This is a genomic window from Bosea vestrisii (assembly GCF_030144325.1).
In the GTDB taxonomy this organism is placed as follows: Bacteria; Pseudomonadota; Alphaproteobacteria; order Rhizobiales; family Beijerinckiaceae; genus Allobosea; species Allobosea vestrisii_A.
Genome location: NZ_CP126307.1, coordinates 2,245,798 through 2,260,326, shown reverse-complemented (window position 1 = coordinate 2,260,326; position 14,529 = coordinate 2,245,798). Strand labels below are relative to the sequence as shown.

The following is a 14,529-nucleotide window of genomic DNA, read 5'->3' as shown; positions in this document are numbered from 1 at the left end:
ATGTGCGGGCTGTTTGCATCTATAGGGTTCGAGCCTGAGCGCGCGCGGATCGACATCGTCGCGCATCGCGGCCCGGATGGCGGCGGCTGGCAGACCTATGCCAGCGCCGCCGGTCCCGTCGCGCTCGGCCATCGCCGGCTTGCGATCATCGACGTCTCCGATGCCGGCCTGCAGCCGATGGCTGATGCGTCAGGCCGTTACCAGCTCGTCTTCAACGGCGAGATCTACAATTACATCGAGCTGCGCGAGGAAATGCGGGCGAAGGGCGAGGTTTTCGCCAGCGAGTCCGATTCAGAAGTGCTGCTGCGCGCCTACATGCTCTGGGGCGAGGAGGCGCTGCCGCGGCTGCGCGGCATGTTCGCCTTCGTGATCTGGGACGATCGCGACAAAAGGCTGTTCGCCGCGCGTGATCGCTACGGCATCAAGCCGCTCTATTTCGCTGCGACGCCCCGCGGCGGCGCTTTCGCTTCCGAGATCAAGCAATTGCTCGGTCTACCCGGCGTCTCCGGGCGGATGAACATCGCCCGGGTACATGATTTTCTCGCTTCGGGTGTTTCCGACCATACCGCCGAGACGATGTTCGAAGGTGTCGTTCAGCTCCGCGGCGGCGAATGCGTTACGATCGACGCCAGCCGCGATGGCGTGCTCGCCGCGCCGGTCCGGCGCTGGTATCCCGCGACGGCCGGCGAGATCACGATCAGCGAGAGCGAGGCGGCCGAGCGCTTCCGCGAGATGCTGGCGGAGGCGGTCAAGCTGCATCTGCGCTCCGACGTTCCGGTCGGTTCCTGCCTGTCGGGCGGGCTCGATTCCTCGGCGATCGTCTGCCTGATGTCCGGCATGATGCACTCGGGGGCCGGCGGATCGAAGGTCAACACCGTTTCGGCCTGCTACGCCGAGAAGAGTGTTGACGAGAAGTCGTTCATGGATTCGGTGGTGGCGCATGCGCATACGCAGCCGCACTTCATCTTCCCGAAGGCGGAGGAGGTGTTCGCGCGCGCCTCGGATATCACCTGGCATCAGGATGAGCCCTTCGGCTCGACTTCTATCTTTGCGCAATGGTGCGTGTTCGAGGAGGCGCGCCGCGTCGGTGTCAAGGTGATGCTGGACGGGCAGGGCGCCGACGAACAACTCGGCGGCTACCATCACAGCTTCTCTTTCCATTTGGCGGGGCTGATCAAGCAGCTCAGACTGGCCGAGGCGCTGGATACCATGCAGAAGCGCCAAGCTTGGCACGGCGTGCCGATCGCGCAGCAAGCGAAGCATGCGCTGATCCCGCTGCTGCCGACAAGCCTCGCCGGCATGCTGCGCAACCGGCACAGGGCGCTGACCCAGCATGACTGGCTCGGTGGCGAGTTGCTCCGCGAACAGGGAGCCGGCAGTACGGCCTTCGAGCGCGCCCGCACCGAACTCGGGCTGCCGCCGGTCACGGATCTGCGGACGTTGTGCATGAACCTGACCTATGGCTCCAACCTGTCGATGCTGTTGCACTGGGAGGACCGCAACTCGATGGCGCATGCGATCGAGGCGCGTGTCCCGTTCCTCGATCATCCGCTGGTTGAGTTCAGCCTGGCGCTCGGCAATGACCACAAGATCGTCGGCGGCGACACCAAGCGCGTGCTGCGCCGCGCCATGGAGGCGATTCTGCCGCCAGAGGTACTTCAGCGACGGGACAAGCTCGGCTTCGCGACGCCTGAGCAGGCCTGGTTCCGCGGGCCGCTGAAGGGGATGATGAACGATGGCGTCGAGGCGACGCTGGCGCGCTATCCCGGCCTATTCAATGCCGATGGCGTGCGTGCGCTCGCGGCCGATATGCTGGACGGCCGCAAGCCTGTCGATTTCCTGCTCTGGCGGATCGTCAATCTCGGCATCTGGGGCGAACGGTTCGGAGTCGGGGTCTGAGCATGGCCGAGTTGGCGGGAGCGGAGACCCAAGTCGCGCTGAAGCATGGACGCCGATATTGGTGGCGCGCATTCGTCTCCGTTGTCGCAGCGGCGCTCGCGGCGGACATGGTGGTGGCCTTTGCGCTGTGGTGCTACGCCGATGCCCGTTATGGCCGCGAGACGCTGCCCGCTGCTGCCGGCCCCGCTGCCGCAGTTGTGTTCTACAATAGTACCGAGCCGTTCCAGACGCAGCGCTTCGAGCGCGCGATTGCGCTGTTGCGCGAAGGCAAGGTCGATCGGCTTCTCTTCGTCGGGGGCTATCGGGTGTGGCGCCGTACGATCGGTGCCGAGACACAGGCACAGCGAGCGCGGGCGCTGATCGGACGCGACGATGTCGCTGCGGCTGATGACGGCTCATATGACACGCTCTCGAATATGGCGGCGATCTGCGCCCTGCGCGAGCGGACGGCACCCGGCCGCAATCTGATCATGGTTTCGGACGCCCTGCATCTGATGCGGATCTGGGGAGATCGGGACTCGCTTGCCTGTCTGGATGGCGACGGGCTTGGCTTCGCGGCGAGTGCGCTCTATTCCGACGCGATCTCGATGTGGATCATCGCCAACAAGGACATGGCTGCCCGCCTGGCCCGTTTCGCCCTCGGCGAGGAGCGCTACCGGGACCTCGTCCAGCGCTGGCGCTATCTTCCCTCCTGAGACGTAATGGCTTTGGCGCGCGTCTGTGGGCTTGATTAATGATGGGCAACCCGCTACCCGACCGGCGTCGATACCGGGGCGGCCAGGCGCTCCTGAGGGAGCAGGGCATGCGTGGCCTGGGTCCTTTCATCGAGCCGCATTCGGCGGGAGCGCAGTGACATTGACGACGAGTGGTTGCCCTATCTGCCGGTCAGGAGCGATTTCTCTCGCCTACAAGGTCACTCGTGGCGACCTGAGTTCGCAACCGATCTACAATGTCAGCTGCTGCAGCGATTGCGGCCATCTCTGGGCTGAAGGCGAAAGCTCCAAGGAACTCTTCAGCGAAATCTACTCGCGCTATTTCTACGGGACGAGCCAGCAATCGGCTCCGCACAATCCAGACGGCTCGCTGAAACCCGAAGCGGAGAACTATCCACCACTGGTCAATGCCCGCCAGCGTGTCACGTCGCTGACGGCGGCGGGCATGCGTGGCACCCTGCTCGATGTCGGCTGCGGTGTCGGCTATTTCGTGCTGGCGGCCAAGGACGACTTCGACGCCGAGGGGCTCGAGATCGAGCAGACGGCGGTCGATCAGGCGGCACTGATCGGTGCGCGCGTGCGTCTTGGCGATGCGCTGGTGCAGGAAGAGAACCCGAAGCGCTACGATGTCGTTACCCTCTGGGATGTCTTCTCCGGCTTCACGGAGCCACAGGAGACTGCAGCCCGGCTGCTCGACCGCGTTGCCGATGGTGGGCGTCTCGTCCTGACCATGCCCGATGCCGGCTCGCTGGTGGCGCGGCTCGCCCGCGCCCGCTGGCCATTGATGATCCCGCCCGGCAACATGCAGTTCTATACCGAGGCTTCGGCCCGCCGGCTCTTTGCCGGTCTCGGCGCGACCGATGTCACGATCACACGGCCAGCCAAGCTAGTTAGCGTCTCCTTCCTGGTCCACAAGGGGCTGCGCGCGTTCGGCTTCTACCGCGCCGCCAAGTGGCGCCTGCCAATCCCGCCGGACTGGAAGATCCCGCTGAATCTCGGGGACATCATGACGGTGACCGTCCGCAAGCCGAGAGCGTCGGTCGGACCGGCTGCATGACTGAGCAATCCCCAGCCCCGCGTCGGCTGCGCGTCGGCATCGTCGGCGTGACACTCACCGGCAATATGGGTGGGCAAGCGATGCTGGAAACGGTACGCCAGCAATTGGAGAGGCTCAAGCCGGCACCGGAACTGCGGCTATTCTCCATTTATCCGGAGGCGGACCGGGCCTCGCCATTGCGAGGCGAGATGGAAATCGCGCCGATTGCGCCGGTGAAGTTCCTCGCCGTAGACTTCAGCCTGGCGATCCTGGCCAATCTGCTGGCGCTGATCGTTGGGCCGCGCGTAGTGCGCAGGCTCGCCTCCGGGCATCTGCGCCGGATCGCCGAGTGCGACGCGATTGTCGATCTCTCGGGCATCGCCTTCGTCCAGGGGCGCGGCCTGCCGCTGCTGGCTTACAACCTTGCCTGCTGCATTCCGTCGTTCGCAGTCGGCGTACCGCATTTCAAGCTGGCGCAGTCGCTCGGCCCGTTCCGCTCCGGCTACTGGAGGGCGATCTCGCGCTGGGCGCTGACGCGCTGCTCGGCGGTCGTCGCTCGCGGTGCGCAATCGGCCCGGCAACTGGCCGAAATCGGCATCAAAGCGCCCGATGCTCCCGATTGCAGTTTCCTGCTCGATCTGTCGGAGGCCGATTTCGCCGCCGCGAGGGCGCTGGTGCCGGAAGCCATGCGAGGGACGCCCTTCGTCATCGTCTCGCCGAGCCGGGTGACGCGGCGGGCTTGCGAGGCGGCCGGCGTCGAATATCTTGGCGCGCTCGCCGCCGCGATCGATCAGCTCAACCGGGCGGGCATTTTTGTCGCCATCCTGCCGCACAGCCTCAACACCGACACCGGCAAGAACAACGATATCGCCGAGGCGAAGGAGCTGCATCAGCGCATCGCCGACGCCAATATGACCTTCGCAATCGACCCGCCGGCCGATGCCAAGATATTGCGGGCGGCGTTCTCCGAGGCGAGCTTCGCCATCACCTCGCGCTATCATGCGACCGTGGCCGCGCTGGCTTGCGGCGTGCCGCCGCTGACGATCAGCTGGAGCTTCAAATATTCCGAGCTGCTCGGCTATTTCGCGGGCGAGGACCTGATCATCCCGGCCGGCGAGCTCTCCGCCGAGCGCATCTGCACCGAAGTCGCGAAGCTCGCGGCCGCCGCCCCTGCGCGCAGGACGCAGCTCGCCGGGCTGCGGCCGCAAGTGCTGCGCCGCGCCGCCATCAGCTTCGAGGCGGTGATGGAAAACCTCGCCGCGGCCGACCGCGGCCGTTGATCAGCATGACGCGCAAGCAGCTCTTTCGCCTGATTAACATCGCCATGTTTGCGATCGGCATCGCGGCGCTATGGTATTATGCCGGGCTGCAATGGGACAAGCGGCCGCCGGCCTGGCCACAGGTGAACTGGCCGCTGGCATTGCTCTCGCTGGTGCTCGCCGTGGCCTATTCCTTCTCCTATGGCGTCGGCTGGCATTTGATCACCCGGGTGATGGGCATCGCCTTGCCGCTCCCGACCAGCATTGCGATCTGGGGCTATTCGCTGTTCGGCAAATATGTGCCGGGTAATATCGTGCTCGTCACCTATCGTATTGGCGCCTATATGCTGCGCGCCCAGGCGCGGACGCAGGAGGTGCTCGCGGCGATCGGGCTGGAGAGCCTGTTCTCGGTCGGCAGCGGCTTCGTCTTCCTGCTGCTCGTCGCGGGGCTGGCGCAGCTCGACCTGGTCTCGGCCTATGTCTCGCCGCAGCAGCTCGTGCTGGTCGTCGCCGGCTTGGCGGCGCTCGGCTTCGTCCTGCTGCTGCCGCCGATCAAGCGCCGGATCTTCCGGCTGCTACGACTGGAGGCGGCGGTCGACAGCGTCAATTTCACCGTCATCGCCCGCCTGCTCGCCTATTACGTTTCGGCCTGGTGCATCATCACCTTGTCGTTCTGGCTGCTGTGCAAGAGCATGGGCATCGACCAGCTCTCCTGGAGCAGCTGCGCGGCGATCTATGGCGCAGCCGGGCTGTCGGGAATCCTCGCGGTGTTCTCGCCCTCCGGGATTGGCGTGCGCGAGGGTCTGCTCGTCGCACTGCTCTCGCAGTCGGTGCCGCTCGAGCTCGCCCTTGCTGTCGCGCTCGCATCGCGGATCAATTCTCTGATCGGCGACCTGGCCGCCATCGGCGTCGGTTTCGCCGGCTTGCGGGTCCTGAGCATGCGCGAGGCCGAGGATGGCTGAGGAGGGGGAGCTGCATCCTCTCGCGGCGATCGTCGCGCGTGGGCAATGCATGGGCTGCGGCTTCTGCGTCGCGACGCTCAGTGGCGCAGCCGCAGGCGTCTCCGTCGCGATGGCGCGCGACGAGGATGACGGTACCTACCGGCCGGTGGTCTCTGGCTGGGAACCTGGCCGCGAGACTGGGAGCTTCCTCTGCCCTGGAGCCGAGATGGACTTGCCGGCGCTGGCACAGCGCGCCTATGGCCGCGAGCCACCTGATCCAATGCTGGGCGAGGTCGTCGCAACCAGCGCGGCCTATTCCAGCGATCCGGACGAGCGCATGCGGGCGGCGTCGGGTGGCGTGGTGCCGGCGCTGATCCGCCTGCTGTTCGACAGCGGCCGGATCAGCCGGGCCTATGTGCTGGGCACGCTGCCCGGCGCGCGCGACGGCGCTGGCCGAGAGATCAGCAATGCGGGCCAGTTCGCGACGGCGCATGGCTCGCACTATCATCCGTCCGATTTCGGCGTCGGCCTGCGCAGCTTCCTTGAAGGCGAGGGGCCGTTTGCCTTCGTCGGTCTGCCCTGCCAGGTCGCGGCGATGCGCAAGCTCATCCTCGAGCGTCCGGCGCTGCAGCGCGACGCGGTCGTGCTGATCTCGCTGTTCTGCGGCGGGCTCAACAGCTATCGCGGCATCGGCTACTACCTCGCCCGCCATGGCGTAGACCCGGGCGCGGTTCGCGAGATCGGCTATCGCGACGGGGCCTGGCCCGGCCGGATTCGACTGCGGCTCGCCGACGGCGCGACAAAGGCGATCGCGCGCATCCGGGGCAACAACCGTGCGATGGTGATGCATTATATGGCGGCGTTCCAGGGCTTCTGGATGCTGAAGCGCTGCCGGATCTGCCCCGACCAGATCGGCGACTTCGCCGATATCGCCGTCGGCGATCCGCATTCGCGCCGCTTCCGCGAGATGTCGGCGGCCGCCGGCGGTGGCGGCTTCTCGGCCGTCGTCACGCGCAGCGCCGCCGGGCAGACGCTGATGGAGGAAGCGGCGGCGAAGGGTTACCTGGCGCAGTTGCCGATGTCGCCGGAGGAGGTGGCGGAGTCGCAGGGCTATACGCTGGTGCAGCGCCGCGCCGCCGAAGCCTATGCCGAGATCGACCGCAAGCTCGGGGGAACGCCGCCGCATGTCGCCGTCTACAGCGCGCTGAGGGGCAAGGAATCGGCGACGGCGCGGCGTGTGGCCTGGATCGACCTCATCAAGCTGAAACTCGACCTGCGCAAGCCGCTGCCGGCCGCCATCTGGGTCTGGCAGGTCGCGGAATACTTGATCCTGCGCTTCCCGCTGGTCGAGTTCGGCCGGCGGTTGAAGAACATCATCTTCAACCGCTGAGATAGATCAGCGCGGCTTGCCGATGCCGATCAGGCGGCCGGCGCGGCTGACGACCGCATAGGCACGCAGCGCCCATTTCAGCTGCCGTTCGTTGGTCGGGTAGTCCTTGTAGTGCCGTGGTGGCCGGTGGATGAACTCGTCGAGCTCGGCCTCGGTGATGCCGAGCTTCTTGGCGATGAAGGCCTTGTCCTCGGCGAGCTCGTTATCGGTGACCAGCGGCTTCTCCAGCTCGGCCAGCGCCTCCTCGCGCGTCATCTGGTCCGTGACGATCAGGCTGGCGAGATGGGCCTTGCGCTTGTCGTAGCCGAATTTCTGCGGGAGGTAGTAGGACTGGTAAAAGCGCGTCCAGCGCGACTCGTAGTGCTTGCCGCCGTAATAGCGCCAGCCATAACCCTTCTCGAGATGGTAGATGGCCTCCTGCTTCGAGTAGGGAATGAAGTTGAGCGGCGAGACGATCTCCATCCTCCGGATCTTCGGAAAATAGAAATAGTAGTTGAACAGCGAGATCAGCGGGAAGTTACGGAGCGGCTTCTTGCCGAACTGCTTGTGGATCGCGACGATATGGCGGGCGTCCATGGCATCGTAGCCCCAGCCCTGCGGCAGGATGCTCTCGGTCGCGAAATTGGTGCCGTTGATGACGTAGCGGATGTCGGCCTTGATCGCGTAATTGTAGAGTGCCGCGAAGAAGGCATGATCCTGCGGGATGTCCTGATTGGCGACATCGGAGCGCAGGAAGGCGAGCTGCAGTTCCTTCATCGCCTCCCAGTCGACGACATGGGTGACGAGGTCGAGCCCGAGCTTGGTGACGATCTGCTCGATGTTCTTGACCGCGAGCTCGGAATTCCAGCCGGCATCGACATGCACGACCAGCGGGCGGAGGCCCCATTCGACGGCCTTGGTGGCGAGATAGGAGGAGTCGACGCCGCCGGAGAGGCCGATGATGCAGTCGTATTCCTTGCCTTTGCCGTAGGCCTTGATCTCGGCGAGCTTGCTCTCGAATTCGGCCCAGCCCTCCAGGGTCGGCTTCCAGTGCGGGCGGAAGTCGGTCTCGAAATTGCGGCAATGGCTGCAGACACCGGCTTCGTCGAAGCTGATGTGGGGGTCGGTCGTATCCATCACGCAGCGAACGCACATGCGGTAGGGGCGCTTGCGCCCGTCCGGCATCCAGGCGTCGGTGATCAAGGCCATCGTTGCTTCCCAGTTCGTCCCGGCGCGTACATCGCAGGCCGTGTCGCGGTTCACAAGCCCGCAAGTGTCACGGCAATAGCTGCGTCAGCGTCTTGCGCTCGGGATAGCTGATCAGGACAGCGCGGTGTTTGCCGCGGAAGACGAACATGCTGCCTGCAGCCACGGCCGAGGCGCCGACGTCGACTGCCTGCTTGAAGTCATCGACCGTCGCCGCGCCGCCACAGGCGACGACGGGAGCGTCTATCCGCTCGGTGACATGGCGCAGCAGCGCAAGATCATAGCCGCTCATCGTGCCGTCGCGATCCATGCTGTTGACGATGACCTCGCCGACATTGAGCTGGCGCAGCGCGGCGAGATGGTCGTCGAGCCCGACCGGGCGCTTGCGCTTGCCGCCATGGCTGAAGAGCTCGTAGCGACCGAAGAGGTTCTTCTTAATATCGAGGCAGGCGACCACCGCCTGGGCGCCATAGACGCCGACCAGCCGCTCGATCAGCGCCTGGTTGTCGAACATGGCGGCGTTGAGCACGACCTTCTCGATGCCGGTCTCGAAGATGCGCTTGGCCTGCTCGAAGGAGGTGATGCCGCCGCCGTAGCCGACCGGCATGAAGGCCTCGCCGGCGATGTCCTGGATCATCCGGTAATTGGGCTCGGCGCCAGCTGGGGTCGCGCCGATGTCGAGCAGGACGATTTCGTCGACCTCCTTCTCGTTGAAGATGCGGATAGTGTTGATGGGGTCGCCGACATAGGTCGGCTCCTTAAAACGAATGGTCTTGACCAGCCCCTGCTCCTTCAGGAGCAGTACGGTGATGACGCGCGTCTTCATCGCTCAGGCGGCCTGCGCATGCTCGAAGGGCATCTGCGCGAAGCCGCGCAACAGGGCCATGCCGAAGCGGTGCGACTTCTCCGGATGGAACTGCGTGCCGAAGATGTTGCCGGAGCCGACCACCGAGGCGAAGTCGACACCGTACTCGGTCTGCGCCAGCACGATGCCGGGATCGCTCGGCTCCATGTAATAAGAGTGGACGAAGTAGAAGCGCGCCTCGCTGTCGAGCTCGGCCAGCAGCGGCGTCTGACGCTTCACGGCGAGCGTATTCCAAGACATGTGCGGCACCCGCAGACCGGGCGTGTTCGGGAAGCGGCGGCAGGCGAAAGGCAGCCAGCCGAGTCCGGGCACGGAGGGGGCCTCCTCGCTGCCGGTGCCGAGGATCTGGGCGCCGACGCAGATGCCGAGCAGCGGCTTCTTCTTCTCGAAGGCGTGCTCGATCACCGCCTGTTTGAGGCCGGCGGCCTCGAAGGTCTGCACGACATGGCCAAAATGGCCGACACCCGGCAAGATCAGCCGCTCGGATTCGCGGATCTCATCCGGGGTCGTCACCAGCCGTGCCGCGCCGCAGGCCTTGCGCGCCATGTTCTGCACGGAACTCAGATTGCCGACGCCGTAGTTGACGATGCTCAGCATGCCGAGCTTCCCCGCTCGCGCATCAGTTCGTCGAAGAGCGCGATCATGATCCGTTGCTCGCTTTCCCAGTTAAGGACGCGCGCAGCCGCAAGGGCCTGCGCTTTGTAATGCATGATCCTGTCGCGGGATAGGCTGTTCACCGCTTCCGCCACCGCATCGGGACGCAAGTGCCGAGCCAGCACGCCGAGGTCGTGCCGCTGCAGGAGTGCCGCCATCTCCGGCAGGTCGGCGATGCACAGCGCCAAGCCCGCCATGACATATTCGAAGAACTTGTTGGGTAGAGCGAGACGCTTTTGCGGCGAAAGGTCGCTCTGCACGAACAGGCCGATATCGGCCTGATTGGCGGCAGGGATGATCTCGCCAAAGGGGACGGCCGGCTCGAAACGGACGCGCCCGCCGACGCCGGCCTCGTGGCTGAGGGCTTTCAGCGCATCAACATAGGCGCTCTCGCCGTTGCCACGGATGGTCAGGCGATAGTCCGGCCTCCAGTCGCGCACCGACTGGATCGAGACCTCGAGACCGCGCTCGGGGCCGACGATGCCGTGATAGAGCACCTCGATCATCTCGCCGACAGGGCGCAGTGGCATCTCCCTGAAGAAGGGCAGGCTACGGACTGTAATCGCCGGCCGCTTCAGGCGCTGGTCGCGATCGAGCAGGCGAGCGATGCCATCCGAGACGGTGGTCACCGCATCGGCGCGAGCGAGATAGTCATCCTGCAGGGCGACGACGAACGGACGCTCGCGGGCCATCCAGCGCGGATTGCCGGGATATTCATCACGCGCGTACTCGTGGCAGTCGACAACGAAGGCCGCGCCGGAATGGCGAGCGAGCTCCGCTGCCGGTGGGCAGGTATGATAGTCGTGCGCGATGACGAGATCGGGACGCAAGTCGGTGCGTTCGGCAGCAGCCAGGATTTCGCTCTGCGCGGCCGACCAGAGTGGCAGGCCGCGATAGATCAGCCGAGCTCCCGCCTGCGCGATGGCGGGCCAGCCGGCGAGGTGGATGCAGGCGGAGCGGCCGAGCTCGCGCTCACCGAGTTGCCAGATCCGCTTCGGCAGCGAGCGTGACGGGATGGTGTCGTCGAGGCGGATATATTGCCATTCCGGTGGGCGGGGAGAGCGGCCGTCATGGCCAGCGACGACGACGCACCAGCCTGCATCAGACAGGGCTTTCGCCTGGCGCAGGACGCGCGGCTCGTCGGAGACACCGGTATAGGACAATATCCAGGCTGTGAGGCGCGCGGGCGCTGTCCCGCCAGCGCCCGTCACCGTGGCAACTCCCGCAGGCGCTCGACATGGAAGGCGGAGATCGCCCCCCGCTGCCCGCAGCCGCCATAGAAGCCAACAGCGATCGCATCGGATCCGGCCGGCCGCTGGAACCAGAGCGCTGCCTTTTCACCAGGCTGGAGCGCAAAATGCATGAAGTCTGCATTCGCGACCGTATAGTCTTCGCCCGACTGGCTCGGCGGCATCCGATGCAGGATGCGTAACCCGGCACAGCCGACGGAGACCATATCGGCCTCGAGTCGATAGGTCTCACCGTCCTTGGCCGGTGGCAGCCGGATCCAGTTCTGGTCGGCATAAGCGTTAAGGCAGCTCGTGCGGACCAGGCGAGATATGACCTGCGCCCGGTACCAGCCGAAGATATCACCGTGGACGTCCCGCAGCCCAGCGCAAGCACCGAGGCTCTTCGGGAACAGGTCGAAGGCCGCCCGCTTGAGGAGCAGCGGTTTGCTCAGTTCACCGCGATAGATCACGTCGGCGGTGATGCGACCAGGTTCTGGCGCCACTTCGAAGAGGGTGAACACACTGCCATCGGACTGCTTGGCGATACGTACCATATCGCGGCGCGCCAGAAGCTCACCCAGGCCGTTGAAGCTGTTGGTCGGGCTAGAATAGTTCGGCATGTAAAGATGGTCGATCCCCTTCTGCAGCAGAAGGGCATGCGCTTGCTCCGCGGTCTTCGTGGCGTAGAGATCCCAGATGCGCGGGTCGTAGTTGGAAAAGATCGTGCCGCTGCCATAGGCGAAGACCTCGGCATCGCGGAAGGTCAGTGTCTTCGGCGTCTTGCCAGCGCCCACCTCGTCGCGCAACAGCAGCGAAGGTTCGAGATATTCGAGGCCGCCGCTGACTCCTCGGGTCGCCTCGGCCTTGGCAATATCGCTCTGGAAGATCAGCGACGGCCGCATGTAGAGTGGGTGGATCAGACTGCGCAAAGGCCCGAGGCCATAATAGAGATTGGCCAGCAGCAGCGGCATGAACAGATAGGAGATCGTCACATAGCCGGCTTCGGTCGGCTGGTTGGCGAGCAGGTAGCCCAGCATGCGCCGGCTGCCCGCCTTGACCGGGGTCAGGATCACGGCGCGACGTCTCCAGACAAAGCGCGTCGCGAGCCAGGCCGCGAAGGTCGCAAGACAGGCCAGCACGACGCCGGTCAGGATGGCCAACTGGAGCTTCGCGGGGGAGAGGTTCGAAGCCTGTAGCAGCAGGTCGAGCGAGAATGCGTAGCCGAGCGCTGACAGCCAGCAAAGAATGAGGAGCGGATAGGTGCCCGGATACCGTAGCCATCGCGGGAAGCGTCCGGCACGCCAGCGCCAGAGAATAATGAGGGCGATGGTGCAGAGGACGGAGAGGCCGACAAGCGACCGCACGCCGCCATTGCTGGCATTGACCAATGCCCTGACCCCGAGGGCTTCGGCCGCGCCATAGACCCTGCCAAGCACCGGCAACAGGAAGATGCCGATCGGCAGCAAGACAAAGAACTGCCACCCGAAAAGCTGCAGGTCCTTCGATCGGTCGGTGTCCAGGCGTGTCTTCGCGGCTCCCGGCGAGGCGAGGGCGGTCGGCAGATTATTGCGAACCCATGCGGCTGCCTTGAGCCCGAGGACGACCCATGTCGCCAGAGCAAGGAGCGACAGGGGCAGGCCAAGTCCCAAACTGGCTAGGCGCGCAATGGCCGGTTCGTTCGGGGCTGAGATCAGGCCGAACGCCACGACGCCATCGCGTGCAAACGGAAACAGCACCTGATAGAGCGAGATGAAGGCAGGGAAGATGACGAAGCCGGCGAAGACGAGGGCCGCTTTGGGCGAGCTCCTGCGGTACTGGTCACCAGCATCATCGCTGTCGAGCGAGGTGGCATCGCGCTGAAGCAGCATATCGAACAAATAGCCGCCAAACACCGCCAAAACCGGCAGCATGACAAGCATGTAGCGGGTATTCATATAGAACGACTTGTAGCGGACTGCGATCGCCAGACACATGATCGCCGTGTAGATGAGCACGGCGCCGATCAGAACCAGCACGGGCCGATGCCGGTGTTGGCCTTGGGCGAGGGCGAACACGATGCCAACGAGGCCCAGCCAGAAGCCAATGGCAAACCAACCCAGGTCACCCAGGGGGCGAGGGCACCATTCAAGATGATGTCCGGCAGGCTCACAAGGCTGCGTTGAATCTCGGTCCAGCGCTGGAATGGTCCCGGATTGAGCCGTTCCAGCGCATAGTCGACGCCGAGCAGGGAGCCATAGGTACGCAGATTCACGACGAATTGCGGGCTGACCAGGACCAGCGCTGGTAGGCCAAGGGCAGCGCCGTGCAGGATGCGCTTCCAGATTGGCCCTGGCGCGGCAACGAGAAAGAGCGGACCCAGGAAGCCGAGGAGCATCAGATTGCCGGCATGGCTGTGCAGCGCTTCGACGAAGGCGAGCGCGCCAAGGAGCAGCCACCAGCGCTCGCCGCGCCTGGCGAACTCCGCCAGCAAAGCGAAACATAAAAAAGAAGCCGTGCACGCGCAGCGGGTCGATATGGGCGGTAGCGACCGAATGCAGCAACAGCGGCGTGCAGGCTACGATCAGCATGGAGAAGGCGGCTGCGGCGTTGCCGAACAGCCGGGCGCTCAGCGTGCCGACGGCAAGCAGAAGGTAGATGAAATAGACCGCCGTGAGCGGCTTGTGCCAAGGCGTGTCGAGATCCCCGAGCAGGATCATGAATACAGCCTTGGAAGCGGGGAAGCCGAGCGGGTGGACGCCTTCGAGTAGGAAGCCGGTGATCCGATCTGCCGTTGCGAGAGGATAGGCTGCGGCCGACAGATCGCGGGAGATGATCCGCGCGATCAGCGTATGGACAATGGAGTCGTTCCCGGTCAGGGGCTCGCTGAGGTTCTGCACCAGGAAGAACGCGCAGATGACAGTGACAATGCCGATCGCGATCCGCGCGTAAACGGACAGGGATTTCCAGTGCGTCACGAGACAGCGCAGGAGACCGGAGGTGGGAGGAGTGTTTTCCGGCCGGGCGCGCGACCTTGTCCAGAGTGCACCGCAGGCAACGCCGGCGACGGCCACGGCATAAGCGATCAGATAAGCTTGCCGTGGCAGGTCGGGCAGGAACCGCAAAGCGAGGTCGAGGGCGAGCGCCGTCCCCGCCGACCACAGCCCGAGCCCGTAGAGGATGAAGGCTGTGCGGTCCTCGCGCGGCACGCCGGCGAGACGAGCCATGAGAACGCCGCACAGAAGCGGCATGATCGCTGTTTGCAGGGCGAACAGCCCCGCGCCGGCAAGAACAGTCATAACCGCGCTAGCCGTGGCGTCATGTCGGCATCCGGGTCAGGTCCGGTCACGGCCCGGGGTGCGAATGATGCCGAGTGCGGACG

11 protein-coding genes are annotated in these 14,529 nt (G+C 65.1%); 6 read left to right on the top strand and 5 right to left on the bottom strand.

Annotated elements, in window-relative coordinates; translation table 11 throughout:
- The 6 genes from asnB (at nt 1) to QO058_RS11250 (ending at nt 7,238) form a co-directional block, all read left to right on the top strand.
- Complete coding sequence (gene asnB, locus QO058_RS11275) at nt 1–1,899, top strand: asparagine synthase (glutamine-hydrolyzing) (RefSeq protein WP_284172101.1); 1,899 nt, start codon at nt 1–3, stop codon at nt 1,897–1,899.
- A 2-nt stretch (nt 1,900–1,901) separates the two neighbouring features.
- Entirely contained in the window at nt 1,902–2,594 is a 693-nt protein-coding gene (locus QO058_RS11270; RefSeq protein ID WP_284172100.1) for an ElyC/SanA/YdcF family protein, read from the top strand.
- A 154-nt stretch (nt 2,595–2,748) separates the two neighbouring features.
- Nucleotides 2,749–3,669, top strand: a complete 921-nt coding sequence (locus QO058_RS11265) for a class I SAM-dependent methyltransferase (RefSeq protein ID WP_284172099.1) — start codon at nt 2,749–2,751, stop codon at nt 3,667–3,669.
- On the top strand, nt 3,666–4,928 hold the full coding sequence (locus tag QO058_RS11260) for a polysaccharide pyruvyl transferase family protein (protein WP_284172098.1): 1,263 nt from the start codon (nt 3,666–3,668) through the stop codon (nt 4,926–4,928). The genes QO058_RS11265 and QO058_RS11260 overlap by 4 nt, the downstream gene beginning before the upstream one ends.
- Nucleotides 4,929–4,933: 5 nt before the next feature.
- Entirely contained in the window at nt 4,934–5,869 is a 936-nt protein-coding gene (locus QO058_RS11255; protein WP_284172097.1) for a lysylphosphatidylglycerol synthase domain-containing protein, read from the top strand.
- A complete protein-coding gene (locus QO058_RS11250; RefSeq protein WP_284172096.1) occupies nt 5,862–7,238 on the top strand; it encodes a Coenzyme F420 hydrogenase/dehydrogenase, beta subunit C-terminal domain in 1,377 nt (458 codons plus the stop codon). The genes QO058_RS11255 and QO058_RS11250 overlap by 8 nt, the downstream gene beginning before the upstream one ends.
- Nucleotides 7,239–7,244: 6 nt before the next feature.
- Here QO058_RS11250 and QO058_RS11245 read toward each other — a convergent pair whose 3' ends face one another.
- The 5 genes from QO058_RS11245 to QO058_RS11225 form a co-directional block, all read right to left on the bottom strand.
- Nucleotides 7,245–8,426: an N-acetyl sugar amidotransferase gene (locus QO058_RS11245; protein ID WP_284172095.1), complete on the bottom strand. Its 1,182-nt coding sequence runs from the start codon at nt 8,424–8,426 to the stop codon at nt 7,245–7,247.
- 67 nt (nt 8,427–8,493) lie between these two features.
- Entirely contained in the window at nt 8,494–9,249 is a 756-nt protein-coding gene (locus QO058_RS11240; RefSeq protein WP_284172094.1) for an AglZ/HisF2 family acetamidino modification protein, read from the bottom strand.
- A 3-nt stretch (nt 9,250–9,252) separates the two neighbouring features.
- Nucleotides 9,253–9,885, bottom strand: coding sequence for an imidazole glycerol phosphate synthase subunit HisH (gene hisH, locus QO058_RS11235; RefSeq protein ID WP_284172093.1), 633 nt, complete (start codon nt 9,883–9,885; stop codon nt 9,253–9,255).
- The gene (locus QO058_RS11230; RefSeq protein WP_284172092.1) at nt 9,879–11,153 is read right to left on the bottom strand and encodes a glycosyltransferase; all 1,275 of its coding nucleotides are present in this window, start codon (nt 11,151–11,153) and stop codon (nt 9,879–9,881) included. The genes hisH and QO058_RS11230 overlap by 7 nt, the downstream gene beginning before the upstream one ends.
- Nucleotides 11,150–14,446, bottom strand: coding sequence for a hypothetical protein (locus QO058_RS11225; protein WP_284172091.1), 3,297 nt, complete (start codon nt 14,444–14,446; stop codon nt 11,150–11,152). The genes QO058_RS11230 and QO058_RS11225 overlap by 4 nt, the downstream gene beginning before the upstream one ends.
- Between the last annotated feature and the right edge of the window lie 83 nt (nt 14,447–14,529).